The following is a 19,393-nucleotide window of genomic DNA, read 5'->3' on the forward strand; positions in this document are numbered from 1 at the left end:
GACCGACGTCCCGCCTTAAATAATCGTCTTGCGGTGGCAGGCGCCTGCGCCGGCTTCGCAACGGCGCGAGCAGCGCGGACACAATCCGCGATGCGAGACCAAGCCGGGAGGGTGCATGGTCGAACGCCACGATGGTGGCTGCCGTTTCGGGAGGAAACAGCACGGAATGCCGACACCCATCGTTGCCCAGGACGATCTCACGCTCATTGTTCCATCCTTGGTCCATAGGGTCAGCGATAAAAGTAAGGGTCCAGGACCCTCACCTCCGTGATCTTGTCCACCGGTAGCGAATTCTTCTGCGCCGTGCTGCGGATCGCCTCCGGCGAGGGGGCGTCGTAGATGCAGAAACTCTTGTTCTTGTCGGGCGATACGAAGGAGTGTAGCCAGGTGACCCCCTTCTCGGCATTGCGCATGATGATGCCGCCGAGCGCCGTTGCGCCGACGTCGTTCGTCGGCACGTTGAGCCCGTCGGGGAATGTCCGTTCGATCAGATAGCGAGGCATGGAGTGGCTTCCTTTTGTGACTGATTCACGCTCGAAATGAGCGCGGTTGGAGAAAAATCACGATCGTTGAAAGCGCACATCGGAGCCTTTCCCCATATTGCGCGGGACGATTCCCTATGTTTTCGACGTTTGGTCTGGGAGCCACACTGCGGATACCGAAGCGGGGGTAATTTTGGAGAAGGGTCGAGCGACGACGAAACTTACGGGCCGGTGATGATACTTCTGGAGCGGCAGGCACAACTCGATCAATTGGAGGAACTGCTCGCGGAGGCCGCGAGCGGTCGCGGCCGCGTGGCGGCATTGCTGGGCGAGGCCGGGGCCGGAAAGACGGCACTCGTCGAGGCGTTCGTAACCGGTGCCGGGCAGCACGTTTCCATATTCCGCAGCGCTTGCGAGGACCTGTCGATTCCCGATCCGCTGGGACCCCTCTATGATCTGGCCCGGGACGCGCAGTGGGCACTCCCCCGGGCAATCGATGACCGCCAAGGTCAGCGGCTGCCCCTGTTTTCAGACGCTCTCGAGGTTTTCGAGGCGAGGTCTCGGCCGGGTTTGCTGGTCATCGAGGATATGCACTGGGCCGACGACGCGACCCTGGATTTCGTCCGTTTCCTGGGCCGGCGCATCACCAACACGCACATGCTGGTGCTGTTCACTGCGCGCACCGACCGCAGCGAAGGGCAGATGCGCGCGCGCCGAGTGCTCGGCGAAATTCCAGCCGGCAATGTCCAGCGCATCGAAGTGCCACTGCTCAGCGAAGCGGCGGTGTTGTCGCTTGCCAAAGCAGCCAACCGCGACGGCAACGCAATCTATCGCGCCACCGCGGGCAACGCCTTCTTCGTCACCGAATTGCTGGCTGCCGAAAGCGAGATGGTGCTGCCGGCCAGCGTCCGCGACGCCGTGCTGGCGCGTGCCGAGCGCCTGTCGCCGGGCGCGCGCTCGATGCTCGACGCCGTGTCGGTGTTTCCACGCCGCGCCGATGCCTGGGCGCTGCGCGGTCTCTGTGGGGTCGCCAGCGCCGGCCAACTGGCGGAATGTGTCTCGAATGGCTTGCTCGACGATCTCGGCGATGGCTACGCCTTCCGGCACGAGATCGCCCGTCGCGCCATCGAGATGGCGCTAACCCCGAGCCATCGGCGCGAATTCAACCAACGCGCGCTTTCCGCACTGCAGGAAAACGCCGAGGTGGCGACCGCGAGGCTTGTGCACCATGCGGTGGAGGCCCAGAATCTGGAAGCGGTGCGCGAGCTTGCCCCGCTAGCAGCGCGCGAGGCCTCCCGCGTCGGCGCGCATCGCGATGCCACCGGCTATTACGAAGTCGCCTTGCGGCATGCCGACAGCCTGCCGATGAGCGAGCGGGCGAGGCTTTACGAAGGATATGCGTTTGAATGCCATCTGATCGGCCGCATCGATGCGGCCATCGAGGCGCAGGGCCAGGCACGGCGATTGCAGCAGGCGCTGGGCGACACGCTCAGGGAGGGCGACAGCCTCAGATGCCTGTCGCGCTTTGCCTATCTGGTGGGTGACCGCGAACAAGCGGACCTGTTCGGGGCGCAGGCCGTGGAACTGCTGGAACAGGCGCCTGCCAGTCCGGAGCTTGCCATGGCCTATTCCAATCTCTCGCAGCTGGCGATGCTGGCCGAGAAACTCGACGAAACACTGCTGCTCGGCGGCAAGGCAGTCGCTCTGGCCGAACGGTTGAACAAGCCGGAGATAATCTGTCACGCGCTCAACAATCTTGGCTCGGCCGAGCAGTGGCTTGACCTGGCCAAAGGTCGGCTGCATCTCGCCCGCAGTCTTGAAATCGCGCTCGTGCAGAATTTCCAGGAGCACGCGGCACGCGGCTTCACCAATTGCGCCTGCGCCGAAATGAACCAGCTCGATCTTGTGCGGGCGCAATCCTTTCTCGATCGCGGCATTGCCTATTGCGTTGAGAATGACCTCGCGACCTGGCGCGACTATATGCGGGGCGTGCAGGCGCAGCTGCTTTTGCGACGCGGCCTTTGGGACGATGCGGCCGCCATGGCTCTCGACGTCATCGACGATGGCGCAACGACGGCTCTGGTGCGTTACCCCTCCTTGGTCGCGCTGGCGAAACTGCGCATAAGGCGAGGCGATCCGGCTGGGCCGGTGCTGGAGGAAATGAAGCGGTTCCTGGATAGGGGAATGGAGCTGCAGCGGCTGGCACCTTACACGGCGTCGATGGCCGAACTGGCATGGCTTGGGCAAGGCGACGCCACTGAGGCGCTTCGCCTGATCGATCTGGCAGAAAGCCTGTCGCCGACGAGAGCGATGTTTGCCGAGCTGGCCGTCTGGCGGCTGCTCTTGTCGCCTGAAAGCGACCCTGGCGATACGACCGGTATGGCGGAGCCTTATCGCCTGCTGCTCGCCGGCGACTGGAACGGTGCCGCAACGCTGTGGGCCCGGCTGGGCGCTCCGTTCGAGCAGGCGCTCGCCCTGCTGCACGGCGACGAGCCGGCCTTGCGCCTGGCCTTGGACTTGTTCGAGGGTCTCGGGGCCCGGCCGGTCGCCCAGCACGTCCGCGCCGTCATGCGGCAGAATGGCGTCAATAACATTGCAAGGGGACCGCGGCAGAGCACGCGCGCCAATCAAGCTGGCCTGACGCTGCGCCAGATGCAGGTTCTGCAGCTGATCGAACGCGGTTTCTCCAACAAGAGGATAGCCGAGCACCTGACCATCTCACCGAAGACCGTCGATCACCATGTCTCGGCGGTGCTGGGCAAGCTGGACGCCATTTCGCGTGGCGAGGCGACCGCCGCCGCGCGCGATTCCGGGCTGATCTGAGCAGGTAGGAACGCGCCCGGATCAGAAATCCGGGAACGTGAGCCGCGCAGGTTTTCCTTACGCGAAAGCGCCGTGGCAGTGCTTGTATTTCTTGCCGGAGCCGCAGGGGCACGCTTCGTTGCGGCCGACCTTGCCCCAGGTGGCGGGATTGTTGGGGTCGCGGTCTTCGGGGGCGACGATGGCGTTGCTTTCCTGGCGCACCAGAAGGGCGGTTTCGCCGCCTTCGAAATCGTTCTCGCCGGTGGTGCCGTCAATATGCGTGCCGAACATGTCGGGGGCTTCCGGCGGCGGGGCCTCGGCAGCCTGGCGGACCAGCTCGACGCGCATCAGCTGCGCGGTGACGGCCTGGCGCAGATTGCCCAGCATCGCCTGGAACAGCTCGAACGCCTCGCTCTTGTATTCCTGCAAAGGATCGCGCTGGGCGTAGCCGCGGAAGCCGACGACCGAACGCAGATGGTCGAGGTTGACGATGTGCTCGCGCCACAGATGGTCGAGCGTCTGCAGCACCACCGAACGCTCGACATAGGTCATCACCTCAGGCCCGAAGCGCTCGGCGCGCTCCTTGGCGGCGGCGTCGGCGGCTTGCGTGATGCGCTCGCGAATGTCGTCCTCGGCGATGCCTTCTTCCTTGACCCACTCCTCGATCGGCAGGTCGAGATTGAGGAACTCGGCGACCTCGGCCTTCAGGCCGGCGACATCCCACTGCTCGGCATAGGCGTTCTCGGGAATGGCCTTGGCGACGATCTCGTCGATGACGCCTTCGCGCATCTCGGCAATGGTCTCCGACAGGCCTTCGCCGTCCATCAATTCGATGCGCTGTTCGAACACAACCTTGCGCTGGTCGTTGGAAACGTCGTCATATTTCAGAAGATTCTTGCGGATGTCGAAGTTGCGCGCCTCGACCTTCTTCTGCGCCTTTTCCAGCGCCTTGTTGATCCAGGGATGTATGATGGCCTCGTCTTCCTTGAGGCCGAGCTTCTGCAGCATGCCGTCCATGCGCTCGGAGCCGAAGATGCGCATCAGATCGTCCTGCAGCGACAGGAAGAATTTCGAGCGGCCGGGATCGCCCTGGCGACCGGAGCGGCCGCGCAACTGGTTGTCGATGCGGCGTGATTCATGGCGTTCGGTGGCGAGCACGTAGAGGCCGCCGGCGGCCAGCGCCTTTTCCTTCAGGCGCTCGACGTCGGCATAGATTTCCTTTTCCCGCGCCTCGCGCTCGGGCCCTTCAGGCATGTCGCCCAGTTCCTCGGCGATGCGCATCTCGGCATTGCCGCCGAGCTTGATGTCGGTGCCGCGGCCGGCCATGTTGGTGGCGATGGTGATGGCGCCGGGCTTGCCCGCCTGGGCGACGATCGCCGCCTCGCGCTCGTGATGGCGGGCGTTGAGCACCTCGAAATCCTTAAAACCTTCCTTGCGCAGCCGCTCGGCCAGTTGCTCGGACTTCTCGATCGAGGTGGTGCCGACCAGCGTCGGCTGGCCCTTGGCGCTGGCTTCGCGGATCTCCTTGACGATCGCCTTGTATTTTTCCTCGACCGTCCGGTAGACCTCGTCGTCCTCGTCCTTGCGGATGACCGGCAGGTTGGTCGGGATCTCGGTGACTTCGAGGCCGTAGATGTTGCCGAATTCCTCGGCCTCGGTCAGCGCCGTGCCGGTCATGCCGGAAAGCTTCTTGTAGAGGCGGAAATAGTTCTGGAAGGTAACGGAGGCGAGCGTCTGGTTCTCCGGCTGGATCGCCACATGCTCCTTGGCTTCGAGCGCCTGGTGCAGGCCTTCCGAATAGCGGCGGCCGGGCATCATGCGGCCGGTGAACTCGTCGATGATGACGATCTCGCCGTTGCGCACGATATAGTCCTTGTCGCGCTGGAACAGGCGGTGCGCCTTCAGCGCATTGTTGACGTGATGGACGATGGCGACGTTCTCGACGTCGTAGAGCGACTCGCCCTTGAGCAGGCCGGCGTCGCGCAGCAGGTTCTCGAGCTTCTCGGTGCCTTCCTCGGTGAAGATCGAGGTCTTCTGCTTCTCGTCGATCTCATAATCCTGCGGCTGCAGCTGGATGATGAAAGTGTCGATGGTGTTGTACATTTCCGAACGGTCCTCGAGCGGACCGGAAATGATCAGCGGCGTGCGCGCCTCGTCGACCAGGATGGAATCGACTTCGTCGACGATCGCGTAGTTGTGACCACGCTGCACCATCTGGGCGCGCTCGTATTTCATGTTGTCGCGCAGATAGTCGAAGCCGAGTTCGTTATTGGTGGCATAGGTGACGTCGGCGGCGTAGGCGACGCGGCGCTCCTCGTCGGACAGGCCATGGACGATGACGCCGACCGAGAGGCCGAGGAACTTATAGACGCGGCCCATCCATTCGGAGTCGCGGGTGGCAAGATAGTCGTTGACGGTGACGACGTGGACGCCATTGCCGGCCAGTGCATTGAGGTAGACGGGCAAGGTCGCGACCAGCGTCTTGCCCTCACCGGTGCGCATCTCGGCGATGCCGCCATTGTGCAGCACCATGCCGCCGATCAGCTGGACGTCGAAGGGGCGCATGCCGAGCACACGGCGCGCCGCCTCGCGGGCGGTGGCGAAGGCCGGGACCAGCAGGTCGTCGAGGCTGGCGCCGTTGGCGATGTCCTGGCGGAATTTTTCGGTGCGGCCGGCGAGTTCTGCATCGGAGAGCGCCCGCATCTCGTTTTCCATGGCGTTGATCGCCTCGACACGGGGCCGGGTCGACTTGACCCTGCGGTCGTTGGAGGAGCCGAAAACCTTACGGGCGAGACCGCCGAGACTGACCATCCAATGGTCCTTTCGATAGAATTCTCAATCTTGAGACGAGCGCCGGCCGGCCCCATCAAATCCACGTGAATGCGCCGCCTGAATACGGGCAACGCAAAAAGCGCCCGGAAAACGGTTCTGGACGCAAAGTCGTTGGACAGATAAGAGGGGGCTCAACTGATGTCAACGCCGCGCCGGCCCTGCCGGTCGCGCCAAATTCGGCCACAATCTGGCTGATCTGGAAGCCTCCCGTCCTTCACATCCTCATCGGAGTCATCTTAATGTCCTTGTTGTTCCGCCGTGCGTCGCTCGCCAGCCTCGGCTTGGCCGTCGGCCTGTCGGCTCTTTGCCTGTCGCCGCTGATGGCGCAGGAAACCGCACCGGCCCAGCCGGCACCGGCCGCACCGGTCGATCCGAATACCGTGGTCGCAACCGTCAACGGCCAACCCCTCACCGAAGCAGATCTCGTGCTTGCCGAAGGCGAGCTGTCGCAGCAGTTCGCGCAACTCCCGGCCGAGCAACGCCGCGCCGCGGCGCTTTCGGCCGCAATCGAGATCCGCGTCATGGCCGCCAAGGCCGTCTCGACCGGTCTCGACAAGGATCCCGATTTCCAGCGCCGCATGGCCTTCCTGCAGCAGCGCGCGCTGCATGGCGAGATGGTCGAGAAAGGCGTCGTCGACAAGGTCACCGACGCCGAGATCCGCGCCCGCTACGACCAGGAGATCGCCAACACGCCGCCGGTCAACGAGGTGCATGCCCGTCACATCCTCGTGAAGACGAAGGAAGAGGCCGAGGCGATCATCAAGCAACTCGACGGCGGCGCCGATTTCCAGAAGCTCGCCAACGAGCACACCTCGGATCCGAGCGGCAAGACCAGCGGCGGCGATCTCGGCTGGTTCGGACCCGGCCAGATGGTGCCGGAATTCGACAAGGCCGCTTTCGCGCTTGAGGTCGGCAAATACACCGAACAGCCGGTGCAGTCACAGTTCGGCTGGCATGTCATCAAGCTCGAGGACAAGCGCACCAAGCAGCCGCCGGCCTTCGACGACGTCAAGGACCAGGCCAAGCAGGCGGTCATCCGCGACAAGTATTTCGCACTGGTCAAGTCGCTGCGCGCCGATGCCAAGGTCGAAATTCCCGACGCCAATTTGAAGAAGGCCGTCGATACGATGGAAAGCGCCAAGTAAGCCAGAACGGTTTCGAAAAAGGGGCGCGGCTGCCAAAGGGCGCCGCGCCCTTTTTGCGTCAGTTCAGCCGTTGGGCCCTTCTATGCCTCGCAGGAGGTAGGCGACCACCGTGCGGATCGTCGCCTCGTTCTCGTCGAGCCGGTTGGTCAGGAGCTGCCGCCAGGCATAGGAAGCCACCAGGTCGGCGGCCACACCCGGATCCACATAGGCCGCGACCTCGCCCCTTGCCTTGGCGCGCTCGATGATCTGGCCGGTGTAGGCCCGGCGCCCGCCTGTATAGCCGGCAAGGGCCGCGGCCGCCGTTTCGTCCGACTGCGCCTCGGCGATCAGCGACCTGAACACGCTGCCCGACGACGTCTCGCGCCAGTGCGCGAACAGGTTCTTGAGGAAGCCGACGAGATCCTCTTCCAGCCTTCCCGTATCGGGAACATCGACGCGTTTCTGGCGCTGGTAGACCTCCAGCAGCAGCGAGGCCTTGCTCGGCCACCAGCGATAGATGGTCGGCTTGCCGGCACGCGCCCGCCGCGCCACGGCCTCGATCGAGAAGCCAGCATAGCCGGCCTCGACCAACACCGCCTCGGCGGCATCGAGAATGGCTTCCGCGCTGTCGGGATTGCGCCGCGCACCAATGGATTTACGCGCCGTATCCGCCTCTTCGGCCATCCTGTCGCCCTCGCCGTCGGTTAGGCTGGCAATATAAGTGATCCGGGGATGAAACGAAACGGCTCGTTCTTGGCGGCTAACGCAGGAACATTTTGCCTGCCATGTCTCCTGCACGATGCGCAGGCGGTCATCGGTGCTGCCCAACTCCTGCCGCGCGCCCGCGCCGAGTCGCAACGGCTCCCAGAATACCAGGGCCAGGGTCAGAAGCTGCCCTTGGGAGGGATCGCAACCTGGGCAGGGCGGCGCCAACGAACTGCAACGGAGCCGGCTGCGAACCGGTCAAGGCCAATTCCGGTCCTCACGCGGCCACCAAAACGCCTTGCGTGGGCGCGCCGTATCGGGCAAACCGGCGTTTCTCCGCCGACTTTTCCCGTCCGAGGTTCCATGTCCACCACGATTTCGCCGCTCGCGCCGAAGAAATACCCCAAGATGCCTGAGATCGAGGGGGTGCGCATCGCCACCGCCGAAGCGGGGATAAAATACAAGAACCGCACCGATCTCCTGGCCATGGTCTTCGAGCCCGGCACGGCGGTCGCTGGCGTGTTCACAAAGTCGAAATGCCCCTCGGCGCCGGTCGATTTCTGCCGGAAGAACCTTGCCGCGGGCAAGGCCCGGGTGCTCGTCGTCAATTCCGGCAACGCCAATGCCTTCACCGGCAAGAAGGGCCGGGACTCCACCGCGCTGACGGGCGAAGCGGCGGCCAAGGCTGCCGGCTGCACGCCAGGCGAGGTGTTCCTGGCCTCGACCGGCGTCATCGGCGAGCCGCTTGACACAACCAAGTTCAGCCATCTGCTGGCTGGTCTGGTCAGCAACGGCAAGCCCGACCTGTGGACCGAGGCGGCCAAGGCCATCATGACCACGGACACTTATCCGAAGGTGGCGACGCAGACCGTCAAGCTCGGCGACACCGATGTCACCATCAACGGCATTTCCAAGGGCGCCGGCATGATCGCACCCGACATGGCCACGATGCTGTCCTTCGTCGCCACCGATGCGCCGATCACCGCCCCCGTGCTGCAGGATCTGCTGTCGCGCGGCACGGCCAAGACCTTCAACGCGGTGACTGTCGACAGCGACACCTCGACCAGCGACACGCTGCTGCTCTTCGCCACCGGAAAGGCCGCCAAACGCGGCGCACCGGAGATAACCGATCCCAAGGACGCCCGCCTCGGCGCATTCCGCCGTGCGCTCGGCAAGGTGCTGAAGTCGCTGGCGCTGCAAGTGGTGCGCGACGGCGAGGGCGCCCGCAAGCAGGTCGAAGTCACCGTCACCGGAGCGAAGTCGGCACGCTCGGCCAAGCGCATCGCACTCTCGATCGCCAATTCGCCGCTGGTCAAGACCGCGGTCGCCGGCGAGGACGCCAATTGGGGCCGCGTCGTCATGGCTGTCGGCAAGGCCGGCGAGCCGGCCGACCGCGACCGCCTGTCGATCTGGTTCGGCGATAACAGGCTGGCGCATGAGGGTGAGCGCGATCCGGCCTATTCGGAGGAAGCGACCTCGGCCTATATGAAGCGCGACGACATCCGCATCCGCGCCGATATCGGCATCGGCCGCGGCAAGGCGACCGTGTGGACGTGCGACCTCACCAAGGAATACGTCGCCATCAACGGCGACTACCGGAGCTGACGGACTTGGTTTCCAAACATCCGGCCAGCATGCTGGCGACAGTGCGCCGCTATGAGGCGGCCGGGTTCCGCGCCTGGCCCGCGGCGGCAGTCCATTATGATGGCACCTGGGTGGTGCGGCTGACGGCCGGACATCCGGCCAAGCGGCTGAACTCGGTCAATCCGCTCGATCCCGGCGACACCCAGCACATCGCTGACCGCATCGGCCGCGCCAGCCGCCGTTTCGATGCCTATGGCAGGCCGCTGACCTTCCGCATGTCGCCGCTATCGGGTCCGGATCTGGCCAGCCATCTCGACCGCGAGGGTTGGAGCCGGTTCGATGAATCGCTGGTGATGCGGCTGCCGCTGGCGGATGCGCAGCTCGACGCCGCCATGGACCAGATCCCATTGAAGGACATCAGCCGCTTCATCGGCGCGTCGCTCAAGGTCAGCGGCTCGGACGCGTCGCTGCGGCCAGGCCTGTCGGAGATCATCGGCGCCATCCAGCCCGAGGCCGGGTTGTTCGCGCTCGAGGCTGGAGCGGAACCACTGGCGACGCTGATCTGCGTCCATGATGGCGATCTCGCCGGCCTGTTCGAGGTCGCCACCGACAAGTCGGCGCGCAACAAGGGCCACGGCCGCAATCTGATCCTGTCAGCGCTGAAATGGGCGCGGCTGCGCGGCGCGCGGGAAGCCTGGCTGCAGGTCGAGGCCGGCAATGTGCCGGCGCTGGCGCTCTATCATTCGCTCGGCTTCAACGAAGTCTATCGCTATCATTACCGCCGGCCGCCTGTTCATGGGTGAAATCGGGCATGGATGATGTGATGATCGCCGGCAAGCGCCTGCTCCTGGTCGCCGCCTGCGCCCTGGTCGACGCCGACGGGCGCGTGCTCCTGGCGCAGCGGCCCGAGGGCAAGCAGCTTGCCGGGCTTTGGGAGTTTCCCGGCGGCAAGGTCGAGCCCGGCGAGACGCCGGAGCAATGCCTTATCCGCGAACTCTATGAGGAGATCGGCATCGAGACCGAGATCCCGTGCCTGGCGCCGCTCACCTTCGCCAGCCATAGCTACGACGATTTCCATCTTTTGATGCCGCTGTTCATCTGCCGCCGCTTTCGCGGTATCGCCCAGCCGAAGGAGGGGCAGGCGCTGAAATGGGTGCGGCCCAAGCAGATGCGCGACTACCCGATGCCGCCGGCCGACGCTCCGCTGATCCCGTTCCTGATCGACCTTCTGTAGGCGAAACAGACCCCCCGCCTGCGGCCGAGCGGCGCTGCGGGCCGCAACAGCCAGCATTGCCGCATGACGGTATTAATGGAAGATTTATCTCATCATGAAAAATTGATGCAAGGCTGCCTCGTCGCGGCCGTGCCGGCGATTTTCTGGGGAGCGACAGCATGAGCCTTGAAAGGGAATGGGACTCTATCCGGCCCGACCGCAGCTTTCGCGCCGCGGATGCGGGCATGGGCGTGCTGCGCGTCACGCTGCTGTTCGGTTCGGCCGCGGTGGCGCTGGCCCTGATCGCGACGCCCTTCCTGGACAGCCAGACGCGCTCGCAATCGGCTCGGAATTTTGCCGGCGGTCTCGACATGACAGCCACTGGTTCGATCACTCGTCGCGAAATCTATACCGTGCGCCGCAGCGTGCTGCAGCCGCAGCCCGATTCGGTCTGCATCATCCGATCCGACGGCGGGACCAGCGGCGACTGCTGATCGGGTCCAAGACATTTTCAGAGGCGGCGGTTTCATCGCCTATTAAGCCTGTGCCGTTAACCTTTCTTAACAGGTCGGCGGTATGGTTCCGGCAAGAGGGATCGACGTGATGAAAACAGTGCTGCTGCGTTTCCTGAACGATGAAAAGGGCGCCACGGCCGTCGAATACGGCTTGATCGTCGCCGTACTGTCGCTGACGATCGTCGGCGGCATCAGCCAGGTCTTCAACGCGATCACCTGGCTGTTCAGCGACAATGGCAGCAGGCTTGCCAACGCTTTCGCACCCTGATCTGGCTGTCTGCGTCCGCGGACACTGTCATTGCCCCTTGGGCTGCTCCAACACAGTCTTCAGCGAGATCTTGGCCGAACCCGGCTTGAGCGGCTTTTGCTGCGATGCATCGGGCGCCCAGCCGGACATCCAGACCATCGAAAAGCTTGCGCGGATGCGGCCGTCGGGATCCGAAAACCGCTCGGCGTAGATTTGCGCGGTGCGGGCGAACAGCTGGCGTGTGCCCGGCCGCCGGCTGCGATCGGCAAGCGCGCTGGTTTCGCCCATGGCGCGCAAATCGGCCATCAGGTTGAAAAGGCTGTCATAGCGCACCGTCACCGTCTCGACATCGGCGACCGGCAGAGCGAGGCCGGCGCGCTGCAGGAGCGCTCCCGCGTCGCGAACGTCGGTGAACGGAATGACGCGCGGGCTGGCGCCGCCGTAAAGCTCGGTCTCGGCCGCCAGCAGGCTTTCACGCAATTCGCCGAGCGTGCCGGCGCCGGCGAAGGCGCCGAGGAAAAGCCCGTCCGGACGCAGGGCACGGCGGATCTGCACCAGCATGCCGGGAATGTCGTTCATGGCCTGCAGCGACAGAAGCGACACCGCCAGATCGAGGCTTTGCGGCTCGAAGGGCACGGTTTCCAGCGGCGCTACCAAGCCGGCGGAATCGCCCAGGAAAGCCGCATCCGCCTCGACACGAACGATATCCGCCACCTTGCCGCTCGCGGCGAGGATGTCGGCCGCGGCCGACGTCTGGCAAAACAGCACCGCTGCCTTGCTAAACCTGCGCTCGACGGCACCCAGCCGGTCGGCAAGATCGTCGGCACTGCGCTGCATCAGGAAATCCGCGCCGCCGACCGGATGATCGAGCGCGCGCCGCTTGTGCGCCAGCCACAGTGAGGTTTCCATTATCGGCAGCAAACGGGAAGATCCTTGTTTGTCCATTCCTCGATGGAGTTGATATAGTCGCGCGCAACACCCACCACGTGGCCGATCCCATGCCCAAGATCAAGCCTCTGGACATCAGGAACCTTGCACGGTCGGCGGCGAACTGGCCGGCGCGCATCCTGTTCCCGCCGGTCTGTGCCGGCTGCCGCAGGCATGTCTCGCAGCCTGGCGTTCTGTGCGGGGTCTGCTGGCCGAAGCTGCGCCTCCTGGAGCGGCCCTGGTGCCCGGTGATGGGCACGCCCTTCACCCACCATATGGGAGAGGGCTTCCTGTCCGCCGAGGCGATCGCCGATCCGCCGCCGTTCGAGCGGGCGCGGGCGGCCGTCGCCTATTCCGGCGTCGCCCGCCAGATGGTGCAGGGGCTGAAATACCAGGATCGCACCGACCTTGCGCCATGGATGGCGCGCTGGATGCTGCGCGCGGGCGCCGACCTCATTGCCGAGGCGGATGTGGTGGTGCCGGTGCCGCTGCACTGGCGGCGTTTTTTTAGGCGGCGCTTCAACCAGTCGGCCGAACTGGCGCGCGCCGTTTGCGAATTGAGCGGCCTGTCTTTCGCACCTTCCGCCATGCGGCGGGTGAAACTCACCCGCCAGCAGGTCGGGCTGGAGCGGCAACAGCGCGAGGACAATGTGCGGGCCGCCTTTCGCGTGCCCGCCGAAGCGGAAATCGAGATCGCCGGCCGCCGCGTGCTTTTGATCGACGACGTCTACACCACGGGCGCCACGGTTCGCGCCGCCAGCACGGCGCTGAAAAAAGCAGGGGCCGGCGCCGTCGACGTGCTGACCTTCGCACGCGTGCTGCCGGGGGACTTTCGGGCCGACGAGTCCACGACTATATAAGTCGGCGACAAACAGTGGAAATTCGTCATGGTCGACGTCACCATCTATACACGCATGATGTGCGGCTACTGCACGGCCGCCAAGCGGCTGCTCGAGCGCAAGGGCATCGCCTATACGGAGCATGACGCGTCGTTTTCACCGGAACTGCGCCAGGAGATGATTTCGCGCGCCCGTGGCCGCACGACCTTTCCGCAGATTTTCGTCGGCGACACGCATGTCGGCGGCTGCGACGACCTCCACGAGCTGGAGGCGCAAGGCCGGCTGGACAAGTTGCTCGCCAATGGCTCGACGAATTGAGGATATGACGATGGGTATTTTCAAGGCGGCCGCGATCCAGATGCGTTCGGGCGAGAGGCCGGAGCGCAACGCAATCGAGCTCGAGCGGCTGGTGCGCGAGGCAGCCGGCCAGGGGGCCAGCTACATCCAGACACCGGAAATGACCGGAGCACTGGTGCGCGACAAGAAGGCCGCGTCTTTCACCTCAGAGGACAAGGACATCATCGTCGCGACCGCGCGCAGACTGGCGCGCGAACTTGGCGTCCACCTGCATATCGGCTCGACCGCCATCCTGCGCGCCGACGGCAAGCTCGCCAACCGCGCGCTGCTGTTCGGTCCGGACGGCGCCACGCTTGCCACTTATGACAAGATCCACATGTTCGACGTCGATCTCGACAATGGGGAGAGCTGGCGCGAATCCGCGACCTACGAGCCCGGCACCGAGGCGGTCGTCACGGCCCTCGAAGGCGCCAAGCTGGGCTTTGCCGTCTGTTATGACCTGCGGTTTCCGCAACTGTTCCGCGCCGAGGCGCTGGCCGGCGCCGACCTGCTTTCCGTGCCCGCCGCCTTCACCCGCCAAACCGGCGAGGCGCATTGGCACGTGCTGCTCAGGGCCCGCGCCATCGAGAACGGCGCCTATGTCGTGGCCGCTGCGCAAGGCGGCCTTCACGAGGACGGCCGCGAAACCTATGGCCATTCGCTGATCGTCGATCCCTGGGGCCGCGTCATCGCGGAGGCGGCGCACAATGAGCCGGCGGTGATCGTCGCCGAGATCGACCCGGCGCAGTCGCTGGCGGCGCGCAAGAAGATCCCCAATCTGAGAAATGCGCGGGATTTCGCTGTCAACGCCGGTTCGTCCGAGACATCGCGTCTCAGGGGAGCGGCCTCTTGATCCGCTTCTCCCTGACCTGCGAAAACGAGCACGAGTTCGAGGGCTGGTTCCGCAGCAATGACGATTTCGACACGCAGAAGAAGCGTGGCTTTGTCGATTGCCCGAGTTGCGGCTCGCACAAGGTGGAGAAAGCCCTGATGGCGCCGGCCGTGTCGACGGCGCGCAAGCAGGAAACGATAGCGCTCGCCATGGGCGAGGCGCAGAAGCAGGCGCTGGCGCAACTGAAGGCAATGGCCGAGAAGGTTCGCGAGAATGCCGATTATGTCGGCGACAAATTCGCCGAGGAAGCGCGCAAGATCCATTTCGGCGAGACCGACCCGCGCGGCATCTATGGCGAGGCGACGCTGGAGGAAGCCAAGAGCCTGGCCGAGGACGGCGTCGAGTTCATGCCGATCCCGGTGTTTCCGGAGGATCGGAACTGAGCGGTCAACTCACGCTGCCGATCAATTTTTCAAGCAGGCGCGAAAGCGTTTCCCGTTCGGCTTGCGTCAGGCCGGAAAGAATCTCGTGCTCGTTGGCGACATGGGCAGTAACGGCCTCGTCGATCAAAGCGAGACCTTTTTCAGTCAACCGCACGACGATGCCGCGCCGGTCGTTGGGATGCGGACCGCGCACGATCAGCCCTGAGGTTTCGAGCCGGTCGAGCCGGTTGGTCATGGCGCCCGAGGTCACCATCGTCGCCTCGTAAAGGGCGGTCGGGGTCAGCGCGTAGGGCGCGCCCGAGCGGCGCAACGTAGCCAGCACGTCGAATTCGCCGGCCTGCAATCCGTAGCGCGCAAACAACGGCGCGAGGCGCTCGCGGGCAATCAGCGAGGATGCTTCATTCAACCGCCCGATCACGCCCATCGGCGAGACGTCAAGGTCCGGCCGCTCCCTGTTCCATTGCTCGATCGCTTTTGCCGCCCTGTCCATCTGTTCCGCCATGTATCTTGACGTTAAGAATCTTTCTGGTATCTTATCGGAAAATGAAGTGGCGGCCAAGTGCCGGCGACGATGACGAGGACCATCAGATGAAATTTCTCTGGGATTCGGCACTTGGCCTGCTGGTCGTGACAGGCGGCCTGCTTGGCCTGACGCTGCCGTTCGGCAAGCTGGCGACCGCCGCCGGCGTTCCGGCCATGGTCTGGGCCTTCGTCATTTCGCTCGGCGCCGGCGGCGTGCTGTTGCTGGCTCTCCTGTTGCGTGGCGAGCGCATCAAGCTTACGGCGCGCAAGCTGCGCTATTTCTTCGTCACGGCGGCAGTGTCCTATGCCTTTCCAAACCTCCTGATGTTTTCGGCCATCCCGCATCTCGGCGCGGGATACACGGGCATCATGTTCACGCTGTCGCCGGTGATCACGCTTGTATTCTCGATCGTGCTTGGCGTGCGGCGCCCCAACCTGATCGGCGTGATCGGCATTGCCGTCGGCTTCATCGGTGCGGTCATGGTCGCGCTCACACGCGGCGAGGCCGGCCAACCGGCCGATTATTTCTGGGTGACGATCGGATTGCTGATCCCGGTCAGCCTTGCCGCCGGCAACATCTACCGCACCGTCGACTGGCCCGAAGGAACCGGCCCGATCGAGCTTGCCGTGGGCAGCCATCTGGCGTCGGCGACCTTGCTTCTCGTCGGCATCCTGACGCTTTTCGGCTGGCAAGCGTTTGTTCCGCTGGGCGCGGTACCGCTTGTGGTCGTCGCGCAGATGGCGTCGGCTTCGGCAATGTTCGCGTTCTTCTTCCGGCTCCAGGCGGTGGGCGGCCCGGTCTATCTCAGCCAGATCGGCTATGTGGCGGCGGCCATCGGGCTGTTTGCCGGCACGATCTTCCTCGGCGAGCACTATCAGCTGCTGACCTGGGCAGGCGCTGTCATCATCACGGCCGGCGTGTTCATCACCACCAAGGCGCAAAGCCGGACCAGCGCGAGGGCGCAGAGTCAGGCGGCGTGAGCCGGTTCAGACCGTGCCCTTTTCCGCCAGCACCATGTAGTTGACGTCCATGTCTTTCGACCGCTGCCAGCGGTCGGCGAGCGGGTGGTAGACGACGCCGGTGCGGTCGATGACGGTCAGGCCCGCGCCGCCGAGCGCCTTTTCCAGCTCTTCCGGGCGCACCAGCTTGCCGAACTGATGAGTGCCGCGCGGGAGCCAGCGCAGCACATATTCGGCGCCGATGATGGCCAGCCCTAGCGCCTTCAGCGTGCGGTTGATCGTGGCCACGAACATGATGCCGCCGGGCTTGACCATCTCGCCGCATTTGGCGACGAACAGGTCGATGTCGGCGACATGCTCGACCACTTCCATATTGAGGATAACGTCGAATTTTTCGCCGGAGTCGGCCAGGTCCTCGGCCGTGGTGGCGCGGTAGTCGATCGTCACGCCGACTTCGGCGGCGTGCAATTTGGCCACTTCGATATTGGTGGCGGAAGCATCGGCGCCGACCACTTCGGCGCCAAGCCGCGCCATCGGTTCGCACAGCAGGCCGCCGCCGCAACCGATGTCGAGAAAGCGCAGACCTTCGAATGGCCGTGCCGCGCGCGGATCGCGGCCGAAGCGCGCTGCCACCTGGTCGCGTATATAGGCAAGACGGACCGGGTTGAACTTGTGCAGCGGCCGGAACTTGCCGTTCGGGTTCCACCATTCGGCGGCAAGGGCGGAAAAGCGCTCCACTTCTCCGGCATCGATCGTCGATCGTCGGGGTTCTGGCATCGATTGGTCTCCTCGGACGCTAGCAAGTCGGGCGTGGGGGAGGGAAAGTCAAGGCTGCATTTTCGCCTGCTGACAGTGCGAGGCCGGCACCGCAGACAAGCGCCCTGTATTGCCGGCGGCTCTCTGTCAGGACATGTCAGCTCGGGGGCACCTCGGCCGAAACAAAAAAGCGGCGGCGTGCGAAAAAAGGAAAATCGTGTGGAAAAAAGGAGATGGCCGTGATTCAGACCGCATCGATCCTTTGGCGCAGGCTCGACCTTGAAGGTCACGATTCCTGCATGCTCTCGCAGCGGCCCGGCGGGCCCGGCCTGAAGGGGCAGGCCATCTTCCTGCAAGACGACAAGCCGTGTTGCATCGCCTATGAGGTGGATTGCGATGCCGGCTGGCATACGCGCTCGGCACGGATCGAGGGCTTTCTCGGCCCGCAAGAGCTTTCCCTGGGGATCGAGCGCCATACTGACGGCTCCTGGGCGCTGGATGGCGAGCCGCAGCCGGAGGTGGCCGGCCTGATCGACGTCGACCTCGGCTTCACGCCGGCTTCGAACCTCCTGGCGATCCGCCGGTTCGCGCTCGCCGTCGGCGAGGCGACGCCCGCGCCGGCCGCCTATCTGGCCTTTCCCGAGCTCAGAATGACGCGGCTCGACCAGACCTACAGGCGGCTCGACGCGGCCCGCTATGCCTATGCCGCGCCGGCGTTCGGCTATGAGGCGGTTCTGGAGGTCTCTCCACTCGGCTTCGTGCTCGACTATCCACATTTGTGGAAAAGCATCGTGCGCCCGGGCTGACGCCCGTCGCCGTGTGCGCCTTGCCGGTTGGGCGCTGCGCAAAATGAAGTACAGTCCAGCCCGCGCGCGGCGCTCTTCTTATGAGCCGTCGCTTGCGAAGCCTGGATGTTTTGGCTAAGGAGGCCGCGCATTCAGCGGCCGGCGCCAGTCGGGCGCTTTCCTCGGTTTTTCGGCCTCGGGCCGGCTTCAGTCAAAGGCATTTCGCTTCCATGGCGCGCATCGTGATGAAATTCGGCGGAACCTCCGTCGCCGACATCGCCCGCATCCGCAATGTAGCGCGTCACGTCAAACGGGAGGTCGATGCCGGCCACGAGGTGGCGGTGGTGGTCTCGGCGATGGCCGGCAAGACCAACGAACTGGTCGGCTGGACGCGCGAAGCCTCGCCGATGCACGACGCGCGCGAATATGATGCCGTTGTCGCGTCCGGCGAGCAGGTGACGGCAGGCCTCCTGGCGATCACCTTGCAGAACATGGGCGTGCACGCCCGCTCCTGGCAGGGCTGGCAGATCCCGATCAAGACCGACAACGCGCATGGCGCGGCACGTATCCTCGACATCGACGGCGCCTTCCTGGTCAAGCGCTTCGGCGAGGGCCAGGTGGCTGTCATCGCCGGTTTCCAGGGCATCGGACCGGACAACCGCATCGCAACGCTTGGCCGCGGCGGCTCCGACACCAGCGCGGTCGCGATCGCGGCCGCCGTCAAAGCCGACCGTTGCGACATCTATACCGACGTCGACGGGGTCTACACTACCGATCCGCGCATCGAGCCCAAGGCGCGGCGGCTGGCCAAGATATCGTTCGAGGAAATGCTTGAAATGGCCTCGCTCGGCGCCAAGGTTCTGCAGGTGCGTTCGGTCGAGCTTGCCATGGTGCACAGGGTGCGTACCTTCGTGCGGTCGTCCTTCGACGATCCCGACGCGCCCGGAATGGGGGATTTGCTCAATCCGCCCGGAACGCTTATTTGCGACGAGGAAGAGATCGTGGAACAGCAGGTCGTCACCGGAATTGCCTATGCCAAGGACGAGGCGCAGATTTCGCTGCGCCGTGTCGGCGACCGGCCGGGCGTCGCCGCCGGCATCTTCGGGCCGCTGGCCGAGGCCAACATCAATGTAGACATGATCGTCCAGAACATTTCCGAGGACGGCAAGCTTACCGACATGACCTTCACGGTGCCCTCCGGAGACGTGGACAAGGCGCTGGCCGTGCTCGACCGGCTGAAGGCCGATATCGGCTACGACGTCGTCCAGTCGGAAGCCGGCATGTCGAAGGTCTCGGTCATCGGTATCGGCATGAGAAGCCATGCCGGCGTCGCCGCCACCGCCTTCAAGGCGCTGGCCGACAAGGCGATCAACATCCGCGCCATCACCACCTCCGAGATCAAGATTTCGATACTGATCGACGGTCCTTACACGGAACTCGCGGTTCGCACTTTGCATTCCGTCTACGGTCTGGATAAGCAGTAGCAGAC

The 19,393-nt window shown here is 64.6% G+C and carries 20 protein-coding genes; 14 read left to right on the top strand and 6 right to left on the bottom strand.

All coding sequences use genetic code 11. The features are described 5' to 3' along the window. Positions 1–230 precede the first annotated feature (230 nt). Positions 231–503, bottom strand: a complete 273-nt coding sequence (locus tag LB551_RS10050; protein WP_140553214.1) for a DUF4242 domain-containing protein — start codon at positions 501–503, stop codon at positions 231–233. A gap of 213 nt (positions 504–716) precedes the next feature. Here LB551_RS10050 and LB551_RS10055 point away from each other — a divergent pair, with 213 nt between their 5' ends. After that, positions 717–3,305 carry a helix-turn-helix transcriptional regulator gene (locus LB551_RS10055; RefSeq protein ID WP_224659350.1) on the top strand — a complete coding sequence of 863 codons (2,589 nt, stop codon included), beginning with the start codon at positions 717–719 and terminating at the stop codon, positions 3,303–3,305. Positions 3,306–3,362: 57 nt separating this feature from the next. On the opposite strand, the gene secA is transcribed toward LB551_RS10055, so the two are convergent. Then, the gene (gene secA / locus LB551_RS10060) at positions 3,363–6,095 is read right to left on the bottom strand and encodes a preprotein translocase subunit SecA (protein ID WP_140553212.1); all 2,733 of its coding nucleotides are present in this window, start codon (positions 6,093–6,095) and stop codon (positions 3,363–3,365) included. 260 nt (positions 6,096–6,355) lie between these two features. Here secA and LB551_RS10065 point away from each other — a divergent pair, with 260 nt between their 5' ends. Continuing rightward, positions 6,356–7,261, top strand: coding sequence for a peptidylprolyl isomerase (locus tag LB551_RS10065; RefSeq protein WP_224659075.1), 906 nt, complete (start codon positions 6,356–6,358; stop codon positions 7,259–7,261). Between the two features lie 63 nt (positions 7,262–7,324). On the opposite strand, the gene LB551_RS10070 is transcribed toward LB551_RS10065, so the two are convergent. Then, complete coding sequence (locus LB551_RS10070) at positions 7,325–7,924, bottom strand: TetR/AcrR family transcriptional regulator (protein WP_140553209.1); 600 nt, start codon at positions 7,922–7,924, stop codon at positions 7,325–7,327. 384 nt (positions 7,925–8,308) lie between these two features. On the opposite strand from LB551_RS10070, the gene argJ reads away from it, so the two are divergent. The 5 genes from argJ (at position 8,309) to LB551_RS10095 (ending at position 11,525) form a co-directional block, all read left to right on the top strand. Beyond that, a complete protein-coding gene (gene argJ, locus LB551_RS10075) occupies positions 8,309–9,550 on the top strand; it encodes a bifunctional glutamate N-acetyltransferase/amino-acid acetyltransferase ArgJ (RefSeq protein WP_224659076.1) in 1,242 nt (413 codons plus the stop codon). A 29-nt stretch (positions 9,551–9,579) separates the two neighbouring features. Next, positions 9,580–10,332 carry a GNAT family N-acetyltransferase gene (locus LB551_RS10080; RefSeq protein ID WP_140553350.1) on the top strand — a complete coding sequence of 251 codons (753 nt, stop codon included), beginning with the start codon at positions 9,580–9,582 and terminating at the stop codon, positions 10,330–10,332. Positions 10,333–10,340: 8 nt separating this feature from the next. Then, entirely contained in the window at positions 10,341–10,763 is a 423-nt protein-coding gene (locus LB551_RS10085; protein WP_140553205.1) for a (deoxy)nucleoside triphosphate pyrophosphohydrolase, read from the top strand. Between the two features lie 158 nt (positions 10,764–10,921). Continuing rightward, complete coding sequence (locus tag LB551_RS10090) at positions 10,922–11,236, top strand: hypothetical protein (RefSeq protein ID WP_224629422.1); 315 nt, start codon at positions 10,922–10,924, stop codon at positions 11,234–11,236. 109 nt (positions 11,237–11,345) lie between these two features. Then, positions 11,346–11,525: a Flp family type IVb pilin gene (locus LB551_RS10095; protein ID WP_140500916.1), complete on the top strand. Its 180-nt coding sequence runs from the start codon at positions 11,346–11,348 to the stop codon at positions 11,523–11,525. A gap of 27 nt (positions 11,526–11,552) precedes the next feature. On the opposite strand, the gene LB551_RS10100 is transcribed toward LB551_RS10095, so the two are convergent. Beyond that, a complete protein-coding gene (locus LB551_RS10100; RefSeq protein ID WP_224659077.1) occupies positions 11,553–12,425 on the bottom strand; it encodes a methyltransferase domain-containing protein in 873 nt (290 codons plus the stop codon). A 65-nt stretch (positions 12,426–12,490) separates the two neighbouring features. Here LB551_RS10100 and LB551_RS10105 point away from each other — a divergent pair, with 65 nt between their 5' ends. From LB551_RS10105 to LB551_RS10120, 4 genes are read left to right on the top strand one after another with little or no spacing between them, the layout of a single operon-like run. After that, a complete protein-coding gene (locus LB551_RS10105; protein ID WP_224659078.1) occupies positions 12,491–13,291 on the top strand; it encodes a ComF family protein in 801 nt (266 codons plus the stop codon). A gap of 27 nt (positions 13,292–13,318) precedes the next feature. After that, positions 13,319–13,588 carry a glutaredoxin 3 gene (gene grxC / locus LB551_RS10110; RefSeq protein ID WP_224629427.1) on the top strand — a complete coding sequence of 90 codons (270 nt, stop codon included), beginning with the start codon at positions 13,319–13,321 and terminating at the stop codon, positions 13,586–13,588. A 10-nt stretch (positions 13,589–13,598) separates the two neighbouring features. Further along, positions 13,599–14,459, top strand: a complete 861-nt coding sequence (locus LB551_RS10115; protein WP_224659079.1) for a carbon-nitrogen hydrolase family protein — start codon at positions 13,599–13,601, stop codon at positions 14,457–14,459. Continuing rightward, entirely contained in the window at positions 14,456–14,881 is a 426-nt protein-coding gene (locus LB551_RS10120; protein WP_140553196.1) for a DUF1178 family protein, read from the top strand. Before LB551_RS10115 ends, LB551_RS10120 begins: the two co-directional genes overlap by 4 nt. 4 nt (positions 14,882–14,885) lie before the next feature. On the opposite strand, the gene LB551_RS10125 is transcribed toward LB551_RS10120, so the two are convergent. Continuing rightward, the gene (locus tag LB551_RS10125) at positions 14,886–15,371 is read right to left on the bottom strand and encodes a MarR family winged helix-turn-helix transcriptional regulator (protein ID WP_140558165.1); all 486 of its coding nucleotides are present in this window, start codon (positions 15,369–15,371) and stop codon (positions 14,886–14,888) included. 98 nt (positions 15,372–15,469) lie between these two features. Here LB551_RS10125 and LB551_RS10130 point away from each other — a divergent pair, with 98 nt between their 5' ends. Then, positions 15,470–16,384, top strand: a complete 915-nt coding sequence (locus LB551_RS10130) for a DMT family transporter (protein WP_224659080.1) — start codon at positions 15,470–15,472, stop codon at positions 16,382–16,384. A gap of 6 nt (positions 16,385–16,390) precedes the next feature. On the opposite strand, the gene ubiG is transcribed toward LB551_RS10130, so the two are convergent. Then, a complete protein-coding gene (gene ubiG, locus LB551_RS10135; protein ID WP_224659081.1) occupies positions 16,391–17,140 on the bottom strand; it encodes a bifunctional 2-polyprenyl-6-hydroxyphenol methylase/3-demethylubiquinol 3-O-methyltransferase UbiG in 750 nt (249 codons plus the stop codon). Positions 17,141–17,352: 212 nt separating this feature from the next. Between ubiG and LB551_RS10140 the strand changes: the two genes are divergently transcribed. Both LB551_RS10140 and LB551_RS10145 read left to right on the top strand, forming a co-directional pair. Continuing rightward, positions 17,353–17,925, top strand: coding sequence for a putative glycolipid-binding domain-containing protein (locus LB551_RS10140; RefSeq protein WP_224659082.1), 573 nt, complete (start codon positions 17,353–17,355; stop codon positions 17,923–17,925). A 209-nt stretch (positions 17,926–18,134) separates the two neighbouring features. Beyond that, on the top strand, positions 18,135–19,388 hold the full coding sequence (locus LB551_RS10145; RefSeq protein WP_140553188.1) for an aspartate kinase: 1,254 nt from the start codon (positions 18,135–18,137) through the stop codon (positions 19,386–19,388). The last annotated feature ends 5 nt before the right edge of the window (positions 19,389–19,393 follow it).

It is taken from the genome of Mesorhizobium sp. BR1-1-2 (assembly GCF_020165435.1).
GTDB lineage: Bacteria > Pseudomonadota > Alphaproteobacteria > Rhizobiales > Rhizobiaceae > Mesorhizobium.